The organism is Acinetobacter bereziniae (assembly GCF_016576965.1).
Classification (GTDB): Bacteria; Pseudomonadota; Gammaproteobacteria; order Pseudomonadales; family Moraxellaceae; genus Acinetobacter; species Acinetobacter bereziniae.
Window position 1 is genome coordinate 1,429,262 of the sequence record NZ_CP066119.1, and the last position, 20,946, is coordinate 1,450,207.

The window sequence follows — 20,946 nt, forward strand, 5'->3', positions numbered from 1 at the left end:
TTCTTTTTCCTTAAAACTTGATTGATACGTGTGGCACTTCACCTTTGTGAATCGCCTGTAAAATTTGTTTACCCAATTCTTCTGAAACACCAAGATTCATAAGACCTTGAAGTGCTTCATTGCAGATTTTCTTTTTGTGCGCTTTGTTGGCTTCTCGTGCTTGCTGTTCTTTAAGTTCGGCATCCGCTCTGGCTTGAGCTTCCTGCTCGATGCGTAAACGCTCAGCTTCAACAGCTTTTTGACGATCAATTTCAGCTTGCTTTTCACGCTCAATGGCTTGTTGCTTTAATTGCTGTTCACGTAATTCAGCCTGTTCTTTTTCAAGCTTTAAACGAGCTTCGCGTTGTTCTGCCTCAAGCTTTTCTTGCTCAGCTCTTTTGCGATCTGCAAGTGCCTTTGCTTCAGCTTCAACACGCGCCTTGTCTGCTGCTTCGCGTGCAATTTTTTCGTCACGTTCTTTCTGTTGGCGCTCGATTTCAGCTTGACGCAGGCGCTCTAATTCAGCACGTTTAGCCTCAAGTGATTGGGTTTCAGATAGGGCATTTCGCAAAGTTTCTAATGTTTCGAGCTTTGCTAACTTCGCTTGATCTTCATACTCTTCGAATGATGAATCAATTACTTGATCATTAAGTGTTGCAATAGCGCCCTCAATCATTGAAGAGTTTGCCGTGATTAAGAAATTGTTATTTGCAAAATTCTTAATTGCCTCAATTGCATTCTCATGCTTCGCCACACGATCTTTTTCCGCATTTTCCCAATCTGTTAAAGGTTGACGAATGCGGTCACGCTCAGCATCCAATTCATCGCGAGCAAATTTTCGATCTGCATCAATTTTGTTGGTAACAACCGTGTATTGTTCCTTTAACTTTTTACCCTCAGCATCTATTGCAGATTTTGATTGAGCTACCTTGTAAGCCAGTGAAGCAATTTCCTTACGACCTTTTACGGTTGTCACATCAGGAACGATACTGCTCACTTGAGCTTTAATTTGATCAACGATTGCTTGAATGCCATTCGTATTGTTGAATGCAGCTACAATCGCATTTTGTTCTAATACTTGTAATTCCATTATGCTGCAGCCCCTTTCAATTCATTAACTTTTTCTTCTTCAAAATGCGCCTTAAGCATTTCATTAAGTGTGTAAACTTGACTATTTGTCAGTGCAAATTGAAGTCCTTGAGCTGCAAAAATATCGTCATAATCTTCAACAATAGGGCGGTGCCAAGTTGCTACTTCAAGCAAGTCATAATCAACATCAACATCATTTTGCGGATCGCCTGTATTGTTCCAAGCAAGAGAACTTGTTGTATGATTTGCTTCAACAACAGCAGACACATAGCAAGCGCTGTAGTTCGGCACAATCAGTGAGAAATAGACTTTTGAGTCTTGGATAACAAACTCATCAGCAACTACAAGATTTTGGAATGTAGGCGCTTCAGGAGCGTAATTAGAAAGCATATTCATTGTTGTGGCTCCTTGACTTCAATAAACTCACCATCTTCACTCAACTGGTACCAAGTGTTTGCCTTAACACCGTTATCACCGACCTTTGAAGCGCGGATGTGAATAATCTCACCTTCATCACCACGGAAAGCTAAAACAATTGCACTGCCTTCTGGTGCACGCGCTTTGTTTTGATAACCCACACCAACTGCCACACCAAAGCAATCTTCTTTTTCAATGATTTGGCTTTCAGAGTAATGACCAGTGGTTGTACTTGCTGACCAGTTGCCCGTTGCAGAACTTGCTGACTTGTAGCCCGTTGCAGAACTTGCTGACTTGTAGCCCGTTGCAGAACTTGCTGACCAGTTGCCCGTTGCAGAACTTGCTGACTTGTAGCCCGTTGCAGAACTTGCTGACTGGTCGCCCGTTGCAGAACTTGCTGACTTGTAGCCCGTTGCAGAACTTGCTGACTGGTCGCCCGTTGCAGAACTTGCTGACTTGTAGCCCGTTGCAGAACTTGCTGACTTGTAGCCCGTTGCAGAACTTGCTGACTGGTCGCCCGTTGCAGAACTTGCTGACTGGTCGCCCGTTGCAGAACTTGCTGACTGGTCGCCCGTTGCAGAACTTGCTGACTTGTTGCCCGTTGCAACAGCTTGCCCACGATCTTTATCACTAAAAGCAGGGGATTTCTTATCCACTGGTTTGCATTTGCTTGTTGTATATTCAATAGAAGCTTTGACTAAGAATGGAATATCAATTTCAGCTTTCACTGTGATAGATCGGCTTGAAACTTTACTGTCACCATCATCTTCACGACTTAAATCACCAGATTGCTCAACAGTTGCAAATCGGCTTTCACCTGGTGCGTAATAACCAAAAACATCAAGAGGGTATTCACAAGCATGAAAACCTGAACCACAAGCTTTTACCTCACCCTCATGGTGGTAAGTTTTACCAATTTCATATTGGAAGCCACGGCATTGAAGATTTTTATCAAAACCTTTGAAGCTAGTAATTGTTTGATTTTTATCAGCCATGATTATTTCCCACCCTTGACAATTTGAGCTTGAATGACAGCGGTTTGACGGTCTTGTTCGTCAGCACAGCCTTTAAGCAAAAGAAATGTAGAACCACCAAAGCAGAAAGCTAAAACGGTGATCATTGAAATGTTGCTAACGATATTTTTCCAACCTTTAGGACGTTGTTCTTCTAAGGTTGGGTGTTGGTACAGTCGTGCAGATGTAGCACTTTTGTTCACACCGAACTGCGGTGTTTGACTATGGGATGCGGTTTGTTTCATAATTCACCTGTTGTTTGGAAAAGCGCATTGGGTTCGAGGTCAGTGCGCTTTTTTTATTTAAAATTAAAAAGGTTTTTGAAATTCTTTGATTAAGCAGATCAAGCATCCGCACTTTTCATCCACTGGATCTTCACCAACATCCGCAGTTTTTACTGCTTCGCCCATCTGCTGATTTAATCCAGTGCCTTCCAAAACGTATTTTTCCATTGCTTGAGCTTGGTCAACTTGACCGCCTGAAAGTTGAAGGAGTTGTAAGCGTAAATTTTGAATATCCATTTTTTATCTCTGGTGAGTGGGTGTGAGATAATTATGTACTCAAAGTTCATATTAGTAAAGTACCAAAAGTACATTAATGTGAACTTTTTGTTCACTTTTTTATTAGTTATTGAATTTTAAGTATAAAAAAAATCCGCTTTAAGCGGATTATGTTTTCTTGAATTATGTGTATCTTTTTGGTGGCTTATAAGAACCCGCGTATTTTCCAACAAACACAGCATCCTCTGGAAGCGGAATTATTTGTGGAGACCAGTCTGGGTTTAAGGGTTTTAAATAATAGCCATTTGGCTCAACAATTAAAGACTTAAAAGTTGCCATGTCATTCCATCGAACAACAATCATTTCACCATTTTGAATATCTTCTATGCAAAAACAAGGATCAATGCAGATCCATTCACCGTCTTCAAAATCAGGCGCATTACTCTCTCCTTTGACTTGCAAATAGAAGCTCTTTTTACTTGCATTAGGAAGCAATGGGAATTTCTCTTCTTCACCTGTCAGCACTACATCATCCATACCTGTCCATACCCCAGCCTGTACCCAAGATAGTACAGGTGCATAACCAGGGCTTGCTAGACTGGATTCACCAACATTGACAGATTCACGCCAAACTATGTCGTCCGACTTTCCAGTTAGAAGCCAGCTAACAGATATATTAAAATACTCAGAAATTTCAATAATTTTCTGAGTTTCTGGGAAAGATTCTGCGTTAAGCCACTTACCTGCAGCTTTTGGGGTAACTTGAAAAATTTTGGCCAGCTCTACAGCTCTCCCGCGGACTGGGTATCCTTTCTCCTCCATTACTTTATTAAGTCTTTCAGAAAATAACTCTTTGTGGTCTGCCATTATTAAAAGTCCTATGAACTACATGTTCATATTAAAAGTTCTTGCAAGAAATATCAGTTCTGTTTAATATGTACTTAAAGTTCATAAGAGGGTTTATTGATGAACCTAAAGTCATATATAGATGATGCAGGTGGCGCTTACACAGTTGCATCTTGGGTGAACCTAACACCTAGAGCCATCTACAGATGGATTTATAAAGATGCATTACCAGATTCTGAGTTTTCTGGAAAAACAAAATATTCAGAAATTATTGAGATCAACACTAAAGGCAAAGTAACCAAGTCAATGCTTTTAAGTGCTGGTAAACCCAAGTAAGGAACCACCATGAGCAAAGTATCAATTGAATTAAGCGCAAGAGCTAGAAATACACACTCGCTCATTTTGCACTCGCTTGGAGTTGTTGTTAATTCGACGCTTGGAGAGGAAATTGGATTTGATGGTCCTTGGATTTCAAAGTTTAAAAACGACAAGAAAAACAATGGCTTGACTGATCTTGAAACAATTTGCCTTTTGTTGGACAAGCTCGGGTTAAAGATTATTCCTGAACAATATCAGTGCTATGACAAGCAATTGATTGATTCAATTTTCTTTTTAGCACGCCTCTCAATGAATAGAGCGTCTGAAATTAATGATTTTCAACACACGGCAATTGCACCGCGTTTAGAAGAATTTGGGTATTAAAAAACCACTGCCAGCGCGAACTGGAGTGGTTAGTGATTCATATCGAGGTAGAGATGAATATGCATAAAATTTTAACAGACATTGAGCTACAGCGAAAGATTTATTTATTTCAAAAGGCAGTTGAAGAACACGCTGAAAAGCGCTCACTTCCGACTGCTCAGTCTGTAGCAGTTGCAAAGGCTGAACTATGGGCATTTATACAAGGGGCAAGCGCATGAGCATTGATGCAACGAATTGGGCATGGCGTGCTGATGTTAAAACTGCTCCTCGTCGTGTTGTTCTGCTAAGCCTTGCTGATCGTGCTGGGGATGATCATAAGTGTTTCCCGAGCATCTCAAGATTATCTAAGGATACTTGTCTTGATCGCAAAACTGTGATGAAGGCTTTGGATGATTTGCAAAAATTAGGATTCATTTTTCACACAGGTGAAGTGCGTGGAAAAGGTGTAAAAGTTTATCAATTGGTCGGTGTTTATGGTCGCCATGATGAACCGCAAGACGATCCAAGCGATACCAAAAACGGTACTGGTGAAGATGATTCTAGTAGTACCAAAAACGGTACACCAGACCAATCAACCAGTACCAAAAATGGTATAGGTGAAGAGGGTAACCAGTACCAAATTTCCCACCAACCAGTACCAAATTTCCCATTTTGCAGTACCAAAAACGGTACACAGAATCTCTCAGGGAATCTCCCAATGAATCTCTCTTGTCAACACGAGTGGATTCCAAATCAAAATCAGTTGATCGGAGTTCTTCAGCAAAAGGGTCATGGTCAAAATTTAAAATTTATTTTTGGATTACCAAGTTTTGAATTTGAGCTTGGAGCATTCAACGCTCATTTCGATGGTCAAGTTTTGTCTGAAGCAAAAAAACTCTACAAGTTTGCAAATTGGATTTCTGACAAGTTTGAACGTCATGTGAAATTACATCCTGAGTACATCGAAGTCTCTCAACCTGAACAACCACAGCAAGCACCAAGTACAGAATTCAAAGGCGTACGCAAATCATTCAAGGGGATGGACCAATGATTGAATTATTTTCTATCCCTGTTGAACAAGCGATTTTGTCTACCGTGATCGGCACTGAGCAAGGCATGGATGAATACATCGAGCAAATTGATTCAAGTGATTTCTACGCTGCCCAACATCAAATTATTTGGTCTCATGTGAAATCGCAGTTTGTGAAAGGCGAAGCGCATGACCAAGTGATGATTTGGGAATTGATTCGTGCAAATGCAATTGAAACCAATGCGGTTGATGAAAAATTCATTCTCAATCTGATGGGTTGTTACTGCCCACATGCATTGCTACCAACACACCTTAAAAAACTCAAAGATTTTGCAACTCGTAGAAAAATTCAGGATGTGAGCAAGCAAATCGGTACTTTGGCGTTGGATATGGTCTCGTACACATCTGAAACCGCCTTGAATCGCGCACAGGCTCTCGTCAGTGGCTTAGAAACTGGTTCGGTGGACAATCGCCTTAAACATGCTCATGAGTTCTCTAAGGATGCAATTAAGGAGTTTTTAGAGCGTCACACAGCTTTGCATAACAACACGGCATTTGATGGCGGTATTCGCACTGGATTTTTTGAGTTGGATAACAAGCTGGGTGAAGTTGGCAAAGGTGATTTAGTCATCATTGGTGCACGTCCAAGTATGGGTAAAACCACACTCGCTCAGAACTTTGCAGCAGACATGATGGTCAATCAAGGATTACCTGTTTTGTTTGTTTCAATCGAGATGTCAGGCAAGCAGATTGCACAGCGGATGATTAGTGGAATTGGTCAAATTGAGTTGCGAAAAGTTTTAAGTGGCAAGGCTCAAATTGAGGACTGCGGAAAGATCAACAATGCTGCAATGATCTTAGAAAAAGCACCTTTGATGATTGATGACAATGCTCGTTCAACGACTTCAACAATCCGTAGATCAGCACGAAAAGTACAAGCTGAATATGGGAAAGTCGGTGCGATATTTGTTGATTATATCCAGCGTGTAACTCCACTGACTAAAAACAATTATGGTCGCTCTGACAAAGATATTGGTGAGATTTCAGGGGAATTGAAAAAGATTGCTCGTGATTTTGAATGTCCAGTATTTGCTTTGGCTCAATTGAATCGAAACCTTGAAAACAGACCAAACAAACGCCCTGTAAACGCTGATTTAAAAGAGTCGGGCGATTTAGAACAGGACGCAGACATCATCATGTTTATCTACCGTGATGAGGTTTACAACAAGGAATCTAAAGAGGCTGGAACGGCTGAAATTATTATTGGTAAAGCACGTAATGGCTCAACTGGAACAGTGAAATTAGCAACTGACTTAGCTCGCTCAACATTTGCAGATTTAAGTCCTAAATATTACGCAATGATGCAAGGGGAGTCGGTATGAATGCAGTGAAACGAATTGTTTGTTGGTTCAGTTGTGGTGCTGCATCTGCCGTGGCAACCAAAATTATGCTTGAACAGGCGCCTAAGATTTTCCCTAATGTGCCAGTAGTAATTGCGAATAGTCCAATTATAGAAGAACACTCTGATAACGAACGTTTTTTTAATGAATGCGAACAATGGTTTGGTCAAGAAATTATTCAAATCATTAATCCAAGATACCCTGAAGGCTTGAATTCAATATATGAAGTTTTTAAGAAAGGCTTTTTGAAAGGTGTGAACGGTGCGCCCTGTACAACTCAACTAAAAAGAATTCCACGAGGAATGTTTCAAAAAGATGGTGATTTGCACGTATTTGGGTATGACATTGCTGAAATAGATCGTGCTCAAGATTTTGAAGAAAGAAATCCAAGTCTTAATTCATATTTTCCACTTATTGAATCAGATCTAACTAAATCGGATTGTCTTGCAATGCTTCAAGATGCAGGCATACGCATACCGAAAATGTATGAGCTTGGTTATTTGAATAATAACTGTATTGGTTGTGTGAAAGGTGGAGCAGGTTACTGGAACAAGATTCGCAAAGACTTCCCTGACACATTTGATCGCATGGCGAAAGTTGAACGTCAAATCGGGCATTCAATTTTAAAAAATGATGATGGTCCAATCTTTTTAGATGAATTAGATCCAAAGATGGGGCGCTACAAAGATGAGCCTGATATTGATTGTTCTTTTAGCTGTCAGATAGCGAAAGAGGATAACAATTGGAAAGTGGTTAAGTTTTTGGAGTTAGAAAGCGTAGGGGGTGGGGTGTGAGAAACACAGCACTACAAATATTCGAGAACCGCTTTGACATTTTGATGTTTGCAGCACACACAACAACTTTCAATGTTACAGACATATTTGAAGCGGTTCTTGATACATCACGAATGACGATACGCAAATGCTTAAGTGATTTGATTGAAAGCGGGTATATCGAGAAGCTTTCAGTTTATGACTTTTAAGCTACAGCCAAAACTAAAGAATTATTCAAGGTGACACCATGACAACGAATAACAACTTATCAATTGAGCAGATGCGAGAGATTGTGAATAGCATTCCTGTTTGGGCACGAGAGCAAAATGGAAAACAAATTGAATATAGCCCAACACATCACAATCTTCATCCACATGCACAAATTAAATGGGTTTGGAATGATGGGTCTATAACTGCAATCTGTCTTATTGAACAAAACCAACCTGAATATTGGATTGATCTTAACGACCTCCGCACCGCCATTGCAAAACATGACACCACAGACCACGTCACAGACATTCGCAATCACGTTTCGCCAAATACAAGAGTGGTGGATTTATGAAATTTAAAAACATGAAAATCGAGATCAATGATCAGCAACCACTTGATGATGTGGTAAGGGAGTTGGAGCGGTTAGGGTATTGTCAAAGAGGCGGTATGAGTAGAAAGACGAGTATCTTACAAACATTCTATGACGGAAATTTCGATTATTTTCTTGCTGATTATTTTGGTGTTTTAACCACCCTAGCTGAACTAAAGAATTTGGAGGCAGAGCGTCATGGATAAGTTTGAACCAAAAGAAACAGGACTAAAACGCACTGTATGGTTATTTGAACGTGAGATATTGGCAAATTTAGAAAAAACCGATCTTAAAGATCATCATAAGGTTCTTTCGTTCAATATTTTCTCTATGGAATATGAGCTCAATCCTGAATTTGATAATGGTCGAGCAGATGCAATAGTGATGCGTGATACAGCTAATCATTGGCTCAAGATGTGGTTTGTTGCATTTCAAACATGTGCAAGCGAAAAGATGCAATCCCGACAGGCTGAGATTAATAAACTTCAATCACAGATCAATGAAATGGCAGAGGTAGGATTGAGTCAAGAGAGTGTGATTAGGGGGAAAGACAAGAGGATTGAATCAGCATTATCTGAACTTGAATCTTTACACAACAAAAAATGGGCTGAATGGAAAGAGCAAGCAGATATGTATTCTCAAGGTGAAGCAAATGCTTATGAACATGCAATGCAAATTTTAGAGAAAGTTTTGCGAGGTGAGCATGAATAAGTGGCAACAATTCAATTCTGTTTTATTGATCTGTACAACAATTCTATTTGCTTCATTCAAAACTGAACCTCTTGGGTGGATCGTAATTATTGAGATATTTCTTTACTTAATATCGGTAATGATGCGAGGCAACAATGCAAATTCCTAAACCCCTCATCATCGGCATTGATCCAGACTTAGATAAGTCGGGGGTGGCTGTCTTAGGACATTCATTCGAGCTGAAAAATTTAACCTTTGCTGAAACTGTTGAACTATTCCGCAGTCACCAAGATCAGATTAAAAAAGTGGTGATCGAGGCAGGTTGGATGAATAAAAAATCAAATCTACATAGTCGTATTGGTCAATCTAAGCGCGCAGGTGAGCGAATTGCTAGGAATGTAGGTGAGAACCATGCGACAGGAAAATTGCTTGTAGAAATGGCTGAATCATTGGGCTTGGCGGTGGTGTTGGTAAGACCAACTAAGACCAAAAAGAATTCAGAAGAATTTAATCGCATCACAGGCTGGCAAGGTCGAACGAATCAAGAGCAGCGTGATGCAGGTATGTTGATTTGGGGGATGGGTTAATGCAATGGATCTTAGCTTTCCTTTTGTTCTTGTTTATGTTGGGCGTAAAAATTCATGATGGTGCGGTACTGGATTGGGTTTTCTTTATCGTTGTGGTGGGTATGTTTTTAACAGCAATAGTGGCAGTACGAGTTTTAGATTAAGGGGCAATTATGAACGCAGTAGCAGAGAAGTTTGAACAATTCGAGTGGTTGACTCATGGCATCACTGCTAAGTCACCACAATTCAATGATGAGACAAAAGGCACAGGAGAGAAACCTTTGGACTATCAAGATCGCTTGGGTGCTATTGCGTCAATGGAAACCCAGTTGGAGAAGTCGATTACTTCGGTGATCATCTTTGGACAGAATAGTAAGAGTGATTTTGAGTTTGTGCAGAATCATTTGGCAAAGATCATGATTGCAAATGCATTGAGCGATAAGCGTCGGGAGCCAGAAGGGATTCAGTTAGATTATTTGGCAGTGTTGATTGCGCGAATGGTAATTGATTTCTCTATTGATCCTGAACTTGAGAATAACTTCACGGCTCAAGGGCGTTTATATTATGCAGGGATTCGAACACATCAGATGTCAGTTGATCAGTATCGTAAGACATGGAAGCAGTACGAAAATATGATGATTATTGCCTTAGAGACATCAATCAAATGCGCTTCAGAAGCCATTGAAAAGTACAGAAAAAATACTTACAAAGATTTGAAAGCATAGGGATTCCATTATATCGGAAACTAAGGTATAGTTTTTATATACTGGTCGTATTACGGTTTATCCGAGACCAAAACAGTTTTTGCTACCCACCTACTCCAATAAGTGGGTATTTTTTTTGCATAAATAATAATGAGGCTTACATGGAAAATCGTTGGCATTCTGATCAAGAAAATAATATGCGTCCAGATGTAAAAGCAGATCCATGTCCGTGGTGTGGAAGTGAATCAATTGTTGTTGATTCTAAAATTATAAATTTCGAGGTTTGTGGAGAAAAACAAACTCAATGGAGTGCTCAAGCAAGCTGCCATGAATGTGGTGCATCTTCTCCAAGTAGCGATATTGGACCATGGTCACATCCACTGGAAGATGAATACAATCAATTGGATTGGGAAAATGAGCGTGAAGTTGTAAATTTTGCGGTCAAGGTTTGGAATTGTAGAACCTAAAAGCAACAAAGTGAGTTTCGCTTTAATATAAAATTTGAGTGGTTTTGTATTTAAGTTATTGGTGATCAGGAATGAATGATGAAAAAGATGATTTTAAAAAAACTGAGCTAATAACGCCTGAAGATGAAGATCGAGAAACAAGTGTTGCTGAAGAGGCTGCAAGTCAAGCAATTGACCCTATGAACTTGGGTGAGATTGCTATTAAAGTCATAACTTCTGTTATTGATAACTTTGATATTTAAGAATCAATTATTAAATTTAAGCTCACTTTTTAGTGGGCTTTTTTGTTGCTTGAAATTTATAAAGGTGCTTGTGACGTGCACAAGTGAATAATAGGAGAAAAGCCATGAAACGCTTAGCTTTAGCATAAAACTAGACTGCAGGTCATAATAAAATTAAAAGGTGCGTAACAGCGCCTTTTTTGCGCCATTAGCTCAACTGGATAGAGCACTGCACTTCTATTGCATTGGTTACAGGTTCGAATCCTGTATGGCGTGCCATTCTTTAAGATGTGCATATAATACAAATAGTTATGGATTTTCTCGAAATCAAATAGGGTGAAAATTGTGCTAGAATGGTGGTTGTGGTTTGAAATAATTCGAGCCTTAAATTCCAAATCTAGGAGCATTTAAAATGCCTAAAGCACAATTAATTTCGTCAGATAGCAAACTAAATGGTAAATACGTAGATACGGTTGGTGAAATCTACCAAGCACCAAGTAGAGATGACAACTGTAGAACATTTGTTTTATCTCACAGTATTATCAATGGAGATAAAGCTAATATCTATGTAGATGTTGGTGTTTACAGAAAAGGTGTTAAAAAACACGAAATTCTTGAAAGCGACTTACCAAAAAGTATTTTGGATCTAACTAGTAAATCGGGTGAGGTTTTATAAGCCTAGCCCTATACATCAACCACCTCAATGGTGGTTTTTTAATGCCTAGAGGGAAGTGAAGATGTCAAACGAAAAGCAAATTGAACAAGAAATTCAAGACAAAGGTCTGAATGCACCACGATTAACGCCTGATTTTATTGATAGTGTGATTGTTGGTGAAACATATACAAACTTACCAGATGGTCGAACAGTCATTTGTCAACTTACATTGAAGAACGGTTTTACTGTTGATGGCAAATCCGCCTGTGTAAGCAAAGATAATTTCAACCAAGAAATCGGTAATAAAATCGCACGACAAAATGCGCGTGAAAAGATTTGGGAACTTGAAGGTTATCTACTTAAGCAAAAGCTGTATCAAGCTGAATTAAATAAATAATTCAGAACCTTTCGCTACGTTTACTTTGCCCCGAAAGGGGTTTTATTTTGTCTTGGAGAAAGCCATGCGTTTAGGTCGAATTGTATTAGCAGCATTGGGTATGAGCGCAGCGTTTGCCGAACCTGCACAGAGACGTGCAAGTGATTGGGATTCAATTACGTGGCGAGAGCCAGTAAAAGGAAAATCAAAACCCAATAAGATCAGCCAAGCCAAAAGACGTAAGTATAAACGTCAAGGTCGGTTGTGATTGATCTTACTTGGATAAGTTGATAATTTATTGTTTCTAAATTAATTATAGAGATAATAATGAAATCAAAAGAATACATACTAACTAATATTTGCCATGATTATGAATTGGTATTTCAAAACATTAGCAAAAGCGGAAATCTAGATCTTTATCTTAATAGTAAAGAATATGATAAGTCGTCTTATGAATTTGAATTCGCAAGTATTATTCTAATATTTGAAGCTAACTTAGAAGATGATATAAAAGAAATGATCAATAAATCCTTTCGTAAGCAGTTAGTTGGTTAATAACCAAAACCTCCTTCGGGAGGTTTTTTATTGGAGATTCCTTTATGGAAGAAATTGAGCTTCCGAAAGGGAGTGAGCCACTTAAAAACAAGCAACATGAATTGTTTTGTCATGAGTATTTGATTGATCTAAATATCACTAAAGCAGCGATTAGAGCGAAGTTTAGTGAGAAGTCAGCACGTCAGCATGGATGGGTTGTATTTAGTCGACCTGAAGTTCAGGAAAGAATTGATTTCTTGAAGTCTCAGCACATTAAAGAGCTTGGTATTGATGCTTATTATGTGCTTAAAAATCTCAAATCGGTTGCAGAGCGCTGTATGCAGTCAGAAGAAGTATTGGACCGTGATGGTTTCCCTGTTTTTATTGAGGGTCCAGATGGCAATGTGGCTCCACAATACAAGTTTGATCAGAGTGGTGCTAACAAATCACTTGAGTTGATGATGAAGCACTTGGGAATGCTGAGCGAGAAAGTGAAGCATGAGCATACAGGTAAAGATGGCGCACCTATTGATATAAAAGCGAGTGTTTCAATTGAAGAGTTTAAGGAGGCTCGCAAGGAGATTCTAAATGAATTCTAATGCGAGAGACTTGGCAATACAGGTTGAAGCACAAGAGGATCTGTATTTTTTCTCCAAATACATGTTTAAGGAGCGACGCAAATACAAATGGATGCACAACTGGCACCATAGGGTCGTTTGTGATGCTTTAATGAAAGTGTTTCGTGGCGAAACTAAGCGATTAATTATCAATATCCCACCACGATACTCTAAAACAGAATTAGCTGTAATTAACTTTATGGCGTGGTGCTTTGGTAAGGCTCCTGATAGTGAGTTTATTCATGTTAGTTATTCTGCAACTCTCGCAGCTAACAATGCATTTCAAACTCGCAATCTTGTACAAGAAGAAGCGTATTTAAAGGTGTTCCCAAATCTCACATTACGTGATGACAGTAAAGCCAAAGATGATTGGCGAACATCGGATGGTGGTGTTTGTTACTCCCAAGGTACTGGAGGAACGATTACAGGATTTGGTGCAGGAAAGCTTCGTGATACTTTTGGCGGTGCCATTATTATTGATGACCCTCATAAAGCAAGTGAAGCAAGGTCAGATACGATCCGTAAAAGCGTAATTGAATGGTTTCAGAATACACTTGAATCTCGTACCAACTCACCTGATACACCTATTATTTTGATTATGCAGCGCCTACATGAGGAAGATTTGGCGGGATGGTTACTAGATGGTGGTAATGGCGAAGTCTGGGAGCATTTAGAGCTGTCAGCTATTCAACCAGATGGATCGGCACTATGGCCTGAAAAACACACCATTCAAGAACTTAATCGAATGGAGCTTGCAGCACCTTATGTCTTTTCTGGGCAGTATCGGCAAAGACCATCACCACCGGCAGGTGGTTTTTTTAAGCCTGATAATATTGAAATTGTTGACGCTCTTCCTTCTGAAATTCTTAAAGAAGTACGTGCTTGGGATTTAGCTTCTTCTGAAAATGAAGGGGATTTCACAGCAGGCCCAAGAATGGTTAAGGGTAAAGACAATATTATTTACATCGTTGATATGGTGCATGGTCAGTGGGGACCAGATGGTGTCAACAGAACAATTAAGCAAACCGCAGAGATAGATGGGAAGAAAGTTGTTATTCGACTTCCCCAAGATCCTGGTCAAGCTGGTAAATCACAAGCTAAAAGCTTTATCACAATGCTGGCAGGCTTTAGCGTTGTTGTGGAAACAGTTTCAGGTGACAAGATTACACGGGCACAGCCTTTCGCGGCTCAAGTGAATGTCGGGAATGTAAAGATGCTGCGCGGTCCTTGGAATAAAACCTTAATTGATGAGCTTCGAAATTTTCCAAATGCAAAATACGATGATCAGGTTGATGGATTGAGTGATGGCTACAACTATCTTTTAGATGCCAAGAAGCGAGCAAAACCAAAGGGCGCAGGCTCAAGAACATATTGAGGAAATTATGGCAAAGTCAAAAAAAGACAAGGTAAAGAATAAGGCTTTGTCTGGCGGTTCTCTAAATACACATGAGGCTGTTACTCAATTCTTTAATAATATCGGGCGTCTACCCGATATTGATAAAACACTCAGAAAGGCAGGGATTCAACGTCACAACCTTGATGTATTGCTGGATGATGATGAGATTGGGCAGGCGACTGAGACAAGATTAGATGCCTTGCTTGCTACTCCATTTCGCATTGAACCAAGTGATACACCTGAAGCTGTATATCTCATGCAAGAGATGCAAGAGTGGTTTAGCGAGATTGCTACAAGCTCCTTAAATGCCTTGTTTTATGGATACTCAGTTCAAGAAGCCAATTGGGATTATAAAGATGGCTACATTGGTCTAACTTGGATCGGCGAAAAGCCTATGGAGTGGTTTGAGCCAAAGAATGATGGACGATTAATCTACCGACCAGATTCAACAGGTGTAGAACGAGAAATAGACCAGACTATCAAATTCTTTTTAACTCGAAGAAAGGCAACATACAAACAACCTTATGGTAAGGCGTTACTATCTTCTTTGTATTGGTTATTCTTTTTTAAACAAAATGGATTTAAGTTTTGGGCCAAGTTCCTTGAGCGTTTTGGAACACCTATATTGCTTGGTAAGGTATCAAGTAACGGTTCTGATGATGAGGGTGGTATTGATGCAATGAACAATGCGTTGCTATCAGCACACGCACAATCAGTAATTTCCATTGATGCTGGTGATGATGTTCAGATCCTTAGCAATACACAAGGTAATGCAGGTGCTGCTTTCGATACTTTTCACACTGTAATTTTGCGACAAATTCAAAAGTTAATTTTAGGGCAAACACTTACAAGTGGCACGGATGGTAACGGATCTAGAGCTTTAGGTTTGGTACATGAGAATGTTAGAAAAGATAAACTAAAATCTGATATTCGACTTGTAACACCAACACTTCAAATGATTATTAATGCAATGTGCACCTTAAATGAATGGTCACATCATAAAATCATTATTGGTGATGATAAGGCGCTCAATGAAGCGCAGGCAAAACGAGATGTTGATCTTAAAAACGCTGGTGCTGAATTTACTAATCAATATTGGACTCGTGAATATGGCTTGCAAGATGGTGATTTGAAGGATTCACAGCAATTACCAAGTCAATTCACAGCTATTCCGAAAACAGCCTTTAGTTTCGCTGCTACAGTTAATAAGACCAATCAAGGCCAGCAAGAAATTGATAGTTTGATTGAAGCGCAAAGCTCTACACTATTGAGTGATTCTGATATCGAGAAGATTGTTGAAAATTCAAACTCTCAAGATGAGTTGATGCAAAATCTCTACTCAGCAAGTAAAGGCGCAACTTTAGAAGAGTTTGAAATCAATCTTGCAAAGGCTTTGTTTAAGGCTGATGTAATTGGGTATGTGCAGGCAAACAAAAGGGGGTAACTGTGGTAGATTATAGTTCTTCCCTTGAGTATGCCAGAAATCGCAACGTAGTTTTGCCTGATGAGTTTTACACCATGGATCTTCACGCAAGATCCAATGCCGCCACAATTAGTCGATTAGCTTCACTTGAGCAGATTAAAACAGTGCTTAACTTAGCAACCAAATCCATTGAAAGTGGCAATACATTCAATGATTTTAAAAAGCAAGTGGAAGAGCAAGGTATCGAGCTTTCAGATCACCATTTAGCAAATGTGTATAGAACCAATATACAGAATGCTTATGCCTATGGGCGGTGGTTAGAACAGCAAGGAAACAAGGAGTCACGTCCTTATTTGCGTTATTCAGCGATCATTGATAAACGCACTCGACCTGCTCATTTAGCATTGAACGACATAATTCGTCATATTGATGATGAATTTTGGAATAAATACTATCCGCCGAATGGTTTTCAGTGTCGTTGCACAGTTGAATCATTAACTGAAAAAATGGCTGATCGAATTGGCATTACATCAGATGATCAATTGGTAGATTTGCCCAAAAACAAATATGATTGGGATTATCATCCATTTAAGCAAAATACTTATTTAAATGAAGTGATTGATCAGAAGTTAGATGATCCATTTATCAATCATACTGAAGCGCAAGAGCTCTTAAAGATTAGAGATGACGCGATCATTGATCAGTCTGCCAATAAATCGGTAATTGATGCTTTAAAGCCACTTGATGCTTCAAATAAAAAGATTTTGGATGAAGCCATTTCTAAGCTTGATGTAAGCCCAAGTGATGCACGTATTACATTTGAGTTTGCGCAGGATGAAGAGTCATTATCTGATCTAGCTAGTGAAGCTTTAATTCGTAAGACACATGACAAGAAATCCAACTCCATTTGGAACAAGATTTCAAAGGCCTTTGATTCTATTTTAAGTAAGGCTAAAAACTTAAAGAATAAGCTTACAGGTAATTCTATCAAAGGTTTTGATTCGTTCAATTTGCAGAAAGGTAATGTGATTGGTATTCAAACACCTACATTATTTAAAACTGCAGAGAGTGCGGGTAAAACGATCACTATCTTAGACATGAAAGGCCATGCGATTGATTTATCAAAAATTCAAGGTTTAGATGGTGCGTTATTGGCACCTGATTTGAATTTACAAGTTGTTGATGTGACAAATGAATCAATCATTCTCAAGCGTACTGAAGAGAAAGCGACTCGGTTATTTATAGCCCGAAATACAATATACAGTGTTTAAATTATTGAAAATTCAAGACCACCTTAATAGGTGGTTTTTTATTGGAGCATGAAAAATGCAACAGGAAGAAAACGAAAGCACCAAGTTTCAATTTACGGCCTTAAAGACAGCCATATCTGTAAATGGTGAAGATGAAAAAAGCCGACGCAAGTTTGATGCTGAAGTGTATAGCGGTGGTCGGATAGATAACCACTATTACTGGGGGCGCAGCGGTGTTGTTATTGATCTTCAGAACATTCAACTAAAGCCAAAAATTGGTTTGGTTGAAGAACATTTTGGTGGTCTACGCATTGGTGTTGCGACCTCATTTGATATTTCTAATAAGTTTCAGGCTCAAGGTTATTTTCTAAAAAATAAGAAAGCCCAAGAAATTGTTGCAGATATTGATGATGAATACCCATTCCAAATGTCTTGGTGGGCTGACCCTGAAAGTATTGAAGAAATTTCAGCAGGTAAAACTGTATTCGTGAATGGGCAAGAGTTTACTGGTCCATTACATGTTTTCAGAAATGTACGCGTGCATGAAATCACTATCTGTGGAATTGGCGCAGATACCCAAACATCAATCCAAGCCTTTTCAGCTAAATCAAATTTAATTCAACAAGAGGACACAAATGTGGACTTAGAACAAGCCAAAGCTCGCATTGCTGAGCAAGATATTGAGCTTGCAGCTCTCAAGCAACAAGTAACCCAGTTTGCAGCTGATAAGCGCAATGACGCAATTGCAGCACTTGCCAAAGATGTTGGTAAAGACTTTACAGATGACGAAGTTAAGGAAATGAAGGAGCTTGATGAAAAAGCTTTTACATTCTCTGCAACTCAGCTGCGTAAATTTTCAACAAAAACTGAACCACAAAAACAAGCACTTCCAACTTGGATGAAAGAACATCAAGCGGATGGTGGTAATCAAAATCAATTCAATGCAGGTCAGCCTAAAACTCTAGCTGATATGGCAGCATCTCGAAAATAAGGTGAATACAAAATGGTTAAAACAGTAGAAAAAGCTGGTGTGACATCTGACTGGTTGGCTTGGGAGCTTGAGGGGAATCATCGTCCAAGTCGTGAAAATGTAAGCGTAGCAGCAAGCCAAGACATTAAAGATGGTCAGCCAGTATCTTTCAATGCTTCGGGCGATGCGATTGCATTTACGGGTGAAGGTGCAGTGGTTGGTATTTGCATTGGTGGGGTTAAGACTGCTGCAGAAAAGGGCAAAGGCGTAATCCTTGCGCATCAATCTCGAATTGTGCCTGAAAAACTCACAAATGTTGAAGCGGATGATTTAGCAACAGTTGTTGCGGGTCTTAAAACACTTGGTATTACAGCTGTTCGTTCAGCATAAGGTGAAAAAATGGATGAAATGATTTTTACAACAGAAGAATTAAGCGCTGCAATTACTAATTTGCCAACACGAATTGGTAATCCGAATGACATTAATTTGTTCCGCAGCATTCCAGGCACTACAAACAATTTCTCTGTGGAATTCTATGCAGAAAGTTCGATTTTAGTACCGACAACTGAATGGGGTGGTGTTGCACCTAAAAACTCAAGCGGAAAGCGTACTGCTAAGTCGTGGGTTATTCCTCACATGCCACTTGAAGACACAGTGCTTGCATCTGATGTGATTGGTGTACGTGCTTTCGGTTCAACTGCTGCAGAAACAGTTCAAGGTAAAGTGCTTGATAAACTGCAAATGATGAAAAACAAAATCGACACAACCCTTGCTTATCGTCGCACCAAAGCAAAACAAGGTATTGTCTTGGATGCCGATGGTACAGTGATTGTTGATTACTACACCGACTTCGGTGTGACCGGTCAAACTGTAGATTTCGAACTTAGCACAGTTACAACAAACGTATTGGCGAAGTGCCAAGATGTAATTGATCTCATCGAAGATGGTTTAGGCCAAGAACTTTATTCAACAGTTGAAGCTGAAGTAGATCGTCAATTTTACGATGCATTAACTTCACATAAAAATGTGAAAGAAGTCTTCTTAAACTGGTCTGCTGCTGAACAGCGTTTAGGTAAATCAAACACTTCTGGCTTTGAATTTGGCGGCATCAAATTCATTGTGAATCGCCAGAAAGTGGGTGATGTGCCTTTAATCGGCGTGAAAGAAGGTCATGCTTATCCGACCGGTACGCAAGATGTATTCTTGAATGCTTTGGCACCTGCTGATTTCAATGAAACAGTAAATACCTCTGCTTTACCTTATTACGCAAAACAAGACACCAAAAAGTTCGATCGTGGTTTTGATTTGCATGTTCAATCAAACCAACTGCCTGTGGTTGCAAAACCTAAAGCTTTGGTGAAATTAACCTCAACCAAATAAGGTGTGTTATGTACGCAAGCCGTGATGACATGGTGTTGCGTTACGGCTTGAATCACATCGCTCAATTAGAAAGAAACCTCACTGAAAATGAATCAGTAGAATCTTATATACAAGATGCAACCGATATTGCTGATGGCTTCATTGGTGTGATGTATACGGTTCCGCTTGAGTCACCGCCTAAAAATATAACAATTTATATCTGTGATATTGCTCGTTATCTTCTTCATCGCCAAAACCCAAATGAAGAAATAAGAAAGCGATATGAGGATGCTATTAGTTTTTTAAAGCGGGTTTCAGAAGGTAAAGCAACACTTCTAATTAAGAGTGAAGTGACACAAGAAGTAACGCGACCCAAAAAGGTCAAAGCATCTGCACCAATAGGTACCACTTATCGTGGTGGTGTATTTGGTGATGATGTTTTAAATAACATGCCGAGTATTTAACTATGGCTGACTCAATCCAAATGCATGGTCAGGAGAAGTTGCAAGAGTTTATGCGACGAGTCCTTGATCGTGTAGAAGACCCATCAAAGCTATGGCATGACATATCAGACCTACTTGTTTTTAATGTTCAGCAACGAATAAAAACAGGCATTGGTACTGATGACAAGCCTTGGCAAAAGTCATGGCGAGCAAAGGTTCAAGGTGGACAGACTTTAAGAGACACTGGGCGTTTGTATAATTCAATTTTTGCAAAAGTTCAGGGTAATAAAATCTCTGTCGGTACCAATGTTAAATATGCACCTATCTTACATTTTGGTGGAACCATTAAGCCAAAATCAGGAAAGTATTTAATATTTAGAACACCTATGGGTGGTTGGAGAAAGATCAAAGCTGTTTATATTCCACCTCGTCCGTATATGGGAATTTCTGTTGATGATTCACAAGAAATCCTCTTTGAAATTGAAGAATACTTATACAAGGTTTTAACAGATGCAAAACATTGATAATTATTTTGCGCTTGAAGACGATATTTTGAAGCGTATCAAAGCGGAAATACCAGAGGTTGAGGAAATCGTTACGCCATTTAGCGTGGATGATCTCTTTGAATCTATTGTGAGTGATGTGGGAATTGGCATTATTTATGTGGGTGATCGCATCTCTGATACATCAGGAGATGGCAAGGCAAATGCGATATACCAACAATGGTTAATTGCGCTTGGTGTTTCAGATGCATCTGCTCAGCAAAGTGAGACAATTTCTATTCGTCAATTAGCTGATCCGTATATCAGGAAAATTCTCGGAGCAATGCAAGGCTATCAACCAGATATTGTGGGCTATAAGCGCTTTCTACGGGTTGATGCTGGTGTACCTGTTGGAAAATCTACAGTGTCAGGTCGTGCATTCTTTCCATTCTTATTTGAATCACAAATGATTAAATCATGGTGAC

General features: G+C 39.4%; 34 protein-coding genes and 1 tRNA gene. 29 read left to right on the plus strand and 6 right to left on the minus strand.

The window, feature by feature from the left end; translation table 11 throughout:
• Positions 1-10: 10 nt before the first annotated feature.
• The 6 genes from I9192_RS06530 to I9192_RS06555 all read right to left on the minus strand — a co-directional run bounded on the left by I9192_RS06530 (position 11) and on the right by I9192_RS06555 (position 3,865).
• Positions 11-1,069: a coiled-coil domain-containing protein gene (locus tag I9192_RS06530; RefSeq protein WP_200150226.1), complete on the minus strand. Its 1,059-nt coding sequence runs from the start codon at positions 1,067-1,069 to the stop codon at positions 11-13.
• Entirely contained in the window at positions 1,069-1,464 is a 396-nt protein-coding gene (locus I9192_RS06535) for a hypothetical protein (protein ID WP_200150227.1), read from the minus strand. Before I9192_RS06535 ends, I9192_RS06530 begins: the two co-directional genes overlap by 1 nt.
• Positions 1,461-2,480, minus strand: a complete 1,020-nt coding sequence (locus I9192_RS06540; RefSeq protein WP_200150228.1) for a DUF7666 domain-containing protein — start codon at positions 2,478-2,480, stop codon at positions 1,461-1,463. The genes I9192_RS06535 and I9192_RS06540 overlap by 4 nt, the downstream gene beginning before the upstream one ends.
• A gap of 2 nt (positions 2,481-2,482) precedes the next feature.
• Positions 2,483-2,743: a hypothetical protein gene (locus tag I9192_RS06545; protein WP_180645090.1), complete on the minus strand. Its 261-nt coding sequence runs from the start codon at positions 2,741-2,743 to the stop codon at positions 2,483-2,485.
• A 63-nt stretch (positions 2,744-2,806) separates the two neighbouring features.
• Complete coding sequence (locus I9192_RS06550; RefSeq protein ID WP_200150229.1) at positions 2,807-3,019, minus strand: hypothetical protein; 213 nt, start codon at positions 3,017-3,019, stop codon at positions 2,807-2,809.
• A gap of 162 nt (positions 3,020-3,181) precedes the next feature.
• Entirely contained in the window at positions 3,182-3,865 is a 684-nt protein-coding gene (locus tag I9192_RS06555; protein WP_200150230.1) for a LexA family protein, read from the minus strand.
• 99 nt (positions 3,866-3,964) lie between these two features.
• On the opposite strand from I9192_RS06555, the gene I9192_RS06560 reads away from it, so the two are divergent.
• The 29 genes from I9192_RS06560 to I9192_RS06700 all read left to right on the plus strand — a co-directional run bounded on the left by I9192_RS06560 (position 3,965) and on the right by I9192_RS06700 (position 20,945).
• Positions 3,965-4,180 carry a hypothetical protein gene (locus tag I9192_RS06560; RefSeq protein ID WP_200150231.1) on the plus strand — a complete coding sequence of 72 codons (216 nt, stop codon included), beginning with the start codon at positions 3,965-3,967 and terminating at the stop codon, positions 4,178-4,180.
• Positions 4,181-4,189: 9 nt separating this feature from the next.
• Positions 4,190-4,546: a hypothetical protein gene (locus tag I9192_RS06565; RefSeq protein WP_180644782.1), complete on the plus strand. Its 357-nt coding sequence runs from the start codon at positions 4,190-4,192 to the stop codon at positions 4,544-4,546.
• 59 nt (positions 4,547-4,605) lie between these two features.
• Complete coding sequence (locus I9192_RS06570) at positions 4,606-4,764, plus strand: hypothetical protein (RefSeq protein WP_171478360.1); 159 nt, start codon at positions 4,606-4,608, stop codon at positions 4,762-4,764.
• The gene (locus tag I9192_RS06575; protein ID WP_200150232.1) at positions 4,761-5,576 is read left to right on the plus strand and encodes a helix-turn-helix domain-containing protein; all 816 of its coding nucleotides are present in this window, start codon (positions 4,761-4,763) and stop codon (positions 5,574-5,576) included. Before I9192_RS06570 ends, I9192_RS06575 begins: the two co-directional genes overlap by 4 nt.
• The gene (locus I9192_RS06580) at positions 5,573-6,937 is read left to right on the plus strand and encodes a replicative DNA helicase (protein ID WP_200150233.1); all 1,365 of its coding nucleotides are present in this window, start codon (positions 5,573-5,575) and stop codon (positions 6,935-6,937) included. The genes I9192_RS06575 and I9192_RS06580 overlap by 4 nt, the downstream gene beginning before the upstream one ends.
• A complete protein-coding gene (locus I9192_RS06585) occupies positions 6,934-7,749 on the plus strand; it encodes a hypothetical protein (RefSeq protein WP_200150234.1) in 816 nt (271 codons plus the stop codon). The genes I9192_RS06580 and I9192_RS06585 overlap by 4 nt, the downstream gene beginning before the upstream one ends.
• Before the next feature lie 226 nt (positions 7,750-7,975).
• Entirely contained in the window at positions 7,976-8,290 is a 315-nt protein-coding gene (locus I9192_RS06590) for a hypothetical protein (RefSeq protein WP_200150235.1), read from the plus strand.
• Entirely contained in the window at positions 8,287-8,514 is a 228-nt protein-coding gene (locus I9192_RS06595; protein ID WP_200150236.1) for a hypothetical protein, read from the plus strand. Before I9192_RS06590 ends, I9192_RS06595 begins: the two co-directional genes overlap by 4 nt.
• Positions 8,507-9,019 carry a hypothetical protein gene (locus tag I9192_RS06600; RefSeq protein ID WP_227567139.1) on the plus strand — a complete coding sequence of 171 codons (513 nt, stop codon included), beginning with the start codon at positions 8,507-8,509 and terminating at the stop codon, positions 9,017-9,019. The genes I9192_RS06595 and I9192_RS06600 overlap by 8 nt, the downstream gene beginning before the upstream one ends.
• Before the next feature lie 134 nt (positions 9,020-9,153).
• Entirely contained in the window at positions 9,154-9,585 is a 432-nt protein-coding gene (locus I9192_RS06605) for a RuvC family protein (protein WP_200150237.1), read from the plus strand.
• A complete protein-coding gene (locus tag I9192_RS06610; RefSeq protein WP_171494747.1) occupies positions 9,585-9,728 on the plus strand; it encodes a hypothetical protein in 144 nt (47 codons plus the stop codon). Before I9192_RS06605 ends, I9192_RS06610 begins: the two co-directional genes overlap by 1 nt.
• 9 nt (positions 9,729-9,737) lie before the next feature.
• Positions 9,738-10,289 carry a hypothetical protein gene (locus tag I9192_RS06615; protein WP_200150238.1) on the plus strand — a complete coding sequence of 184 codons (552 nt, stop codon included), beginning with the start codon at positions 9,738-9,740 and terminating at the stop codon, positions 10,287-10,289.
• Between the two features lie 140 nt (positions 10,290-10,429).
• Positions 10,430-10,735 carry a hypothetical protein gene (locus I9192_RS06620; RefSeq protein ID WP_200150239.1) on the plus strand — a complete coding sequence of 102 codons (306 nt, stop codon included), beginning with the start codon at positions 10,430-10,432 and terminating at the stop codon, positions 10,733-10,735.
• A 71-nt stretch (positions 10,736-10,806) separates the two neighbouring features.
• The gene (locus tag I9192_RS06625; RefSeq protein ID WP_200150240.1) at positions 10,807-10,977 is read left to right on the plus strand and encodes a hypothetical protein; all 171 of its coding nucleotides are present in this window, start codon (positions 10,807-10,809) and stop codon (positions 10,975-10,977) included.
• Between the two features lie 181 nt (positions 10,978-11,158).
• A tRNA-Arg gene (locus I9192_RS06630) sits at positions 11,159-11,235 on the plus strand.
• A gap of 133 nt (positions 11,236-11,368) precedes the next feature.
• Positions 11,369-11,632: a hypothetical protein gene (locus tag I9192_RS06635; RefSeq protein ID WP_200150241.1), complete on the plus strand. Its 264-nt coding sequence runs from the start codon at positions 11,369-11,371 to the stop codon at positions 11,630-11,632.
• Positions 11,633-11,693: 61 nt separating this feature from the next.
• Positions 11,694-12,008 carry a Gp49 family protein gene (locus tag I9192_RS06640; protein WP_200150242.1) on the plus strand — a complete coding sequence of 105 codons (315 nt, stop codon included), beginning with the start codon at positions 11,694-11,696 and terminating at the stop codon, positions 12,006-12,008.
• Between the two features lie 64 nt (positions 12,009-12,072).
• Entirely contained in the window at positions 12,073-12,255 is a 183-nt protein-coding gene (locus I9192_RS06645) for a hypothetical protein (protein ID WP_005030344.1), read from the plus strand.
• A gap of 59 nt (positions 12,256-12,314) precedes the next feature.
• Positions 12,315-12,542, plus strand: a complete 228-nt coding sequence (locus tag I9192_RS06650) for a hypothetical protein (RefSeq protein WP_005030342.1) — start codon at positions 12,315-12,317, stop codon at positions 12,540-12,542.
• 44 nt (positions 12,543-12,586) lie between these two features.
• Positions 12,587-13,120, plus strand: coding sequence for a terminase small subunit (locus I9192_RS06655; RefSeq protein WP_005030340.1), 534 nt, complete (start codon positions 12,587-12,589; stop codon positions 13,118-13,120).
• Positions 13,110-14,513 (plus strand): phage terminase large subunit, encoded by a 1,404-nt coding sequence (terL, locus tag I9192_RS06660; protein ID WP_005030338.1) that lies wholly within the window; start codon positions 13,110-13,112, stop codon positions 14,511-14,513. Before I9192_RS06655 ends, terL begins: the two co-directional genes overlap by 11 nt.
• Positions 14,514-14,520: 7 nt before the next feature.
• Positions 14,521-15,978 carry a phage portal protein family protein gene (locus I9192_RS06665; RefSeq protein ID WP_200150243.1) on the plus strand — a complete coding sequence of 486 codons (1,458 nt, stop codon included), beginning with the start codon at positions 14,521-14,523 and terminating at the stop codon, positions 15,976-15,978.
• Between the two features lie 2 nt (positions 15,979-15,980).
• Positions 15,981-17,228: a phage head morphogenesis protein gene (locus I9192_RS06670; protein WP_200150244.1), complete on the plus strand. Its 1,248-nt coding sequence runs from the start codon at positions 15,981-15,983 to the stop codon at positions 17,226-17,228.
• 55 nt (positions 17,229-17,283) lie between these two features.
• Entirely contained in the window at positions 17,284-18,198 is a 915-nt protein-coding gene (locus I9192_RS06675; RefSeq protein ID WP_200150245.1) for a hypothetical protein, read from the plus strand.
• A 12-nt stretch (positions 18,199-18,210) separates the two neighbouring features.
• Positions 18,211-18,567 (plus strand): hypothetical protein, encoded by a 357-nt coding sequence (locus I9192_RS06680; RefSeq protein WP_005030329.1) that lies wholly within the window; start codon positions 18,211-18,213, stop codon positions 18,565-18,567.
• 9 nt (positions 18,568-18,576) lie between these two features.
• Positions 18,577-19,557 (plus strand): major capsid protein, encoded by a 981-nt coding sequence (locus tag I9192_RS06685; protein WP_200150246.1) that lies wholly within the window; start codon positions 18,577-18,579, stop codon positions 19,555-19,557.
• 8 nt (positions 19,558-19,565) lie between these two features.
• Positions 19,566-20,000: a gp436 family protein gene (locus I9192_RS06690; protein ID WP_200150247.1), complete on the plus strand. Its 435-nt coding sequence runs from the start codon at positions 19,566-19,568 to the stop codon at positions 19,998-20,000.
• Positions 20,001-20,002: 2 nt separating this feature from the next.
• Complete coding sequence (locus I9192_RS06695; RefSeq protein ID WP_200150248.1) at positions 20,003-20,503, plus strand: phage virion morphogenesis protein; 501 nt, start codon at positions 20,003-20,005, stop codon at positions 20,501-20,503.
• Positions 20,490-20,945 carry a phage tail terminator protein gene (locus I9192_RS06700; RefSeq protein ID WP_200150249.1) on the plus strand — a complete coding sequence of 152 codons (456 nt, stop codon included), beginning with the start codon at positions 20,490-20,492 and terminating at the stop codon, positions 20,943-20,945. The genes I9192_RS06695 and I9192_RS06700 overlap by 14 nt, the downstream gene beginning before the upstream one ends.
• Position 20,946: the final 1 nt, after the last annotated feature.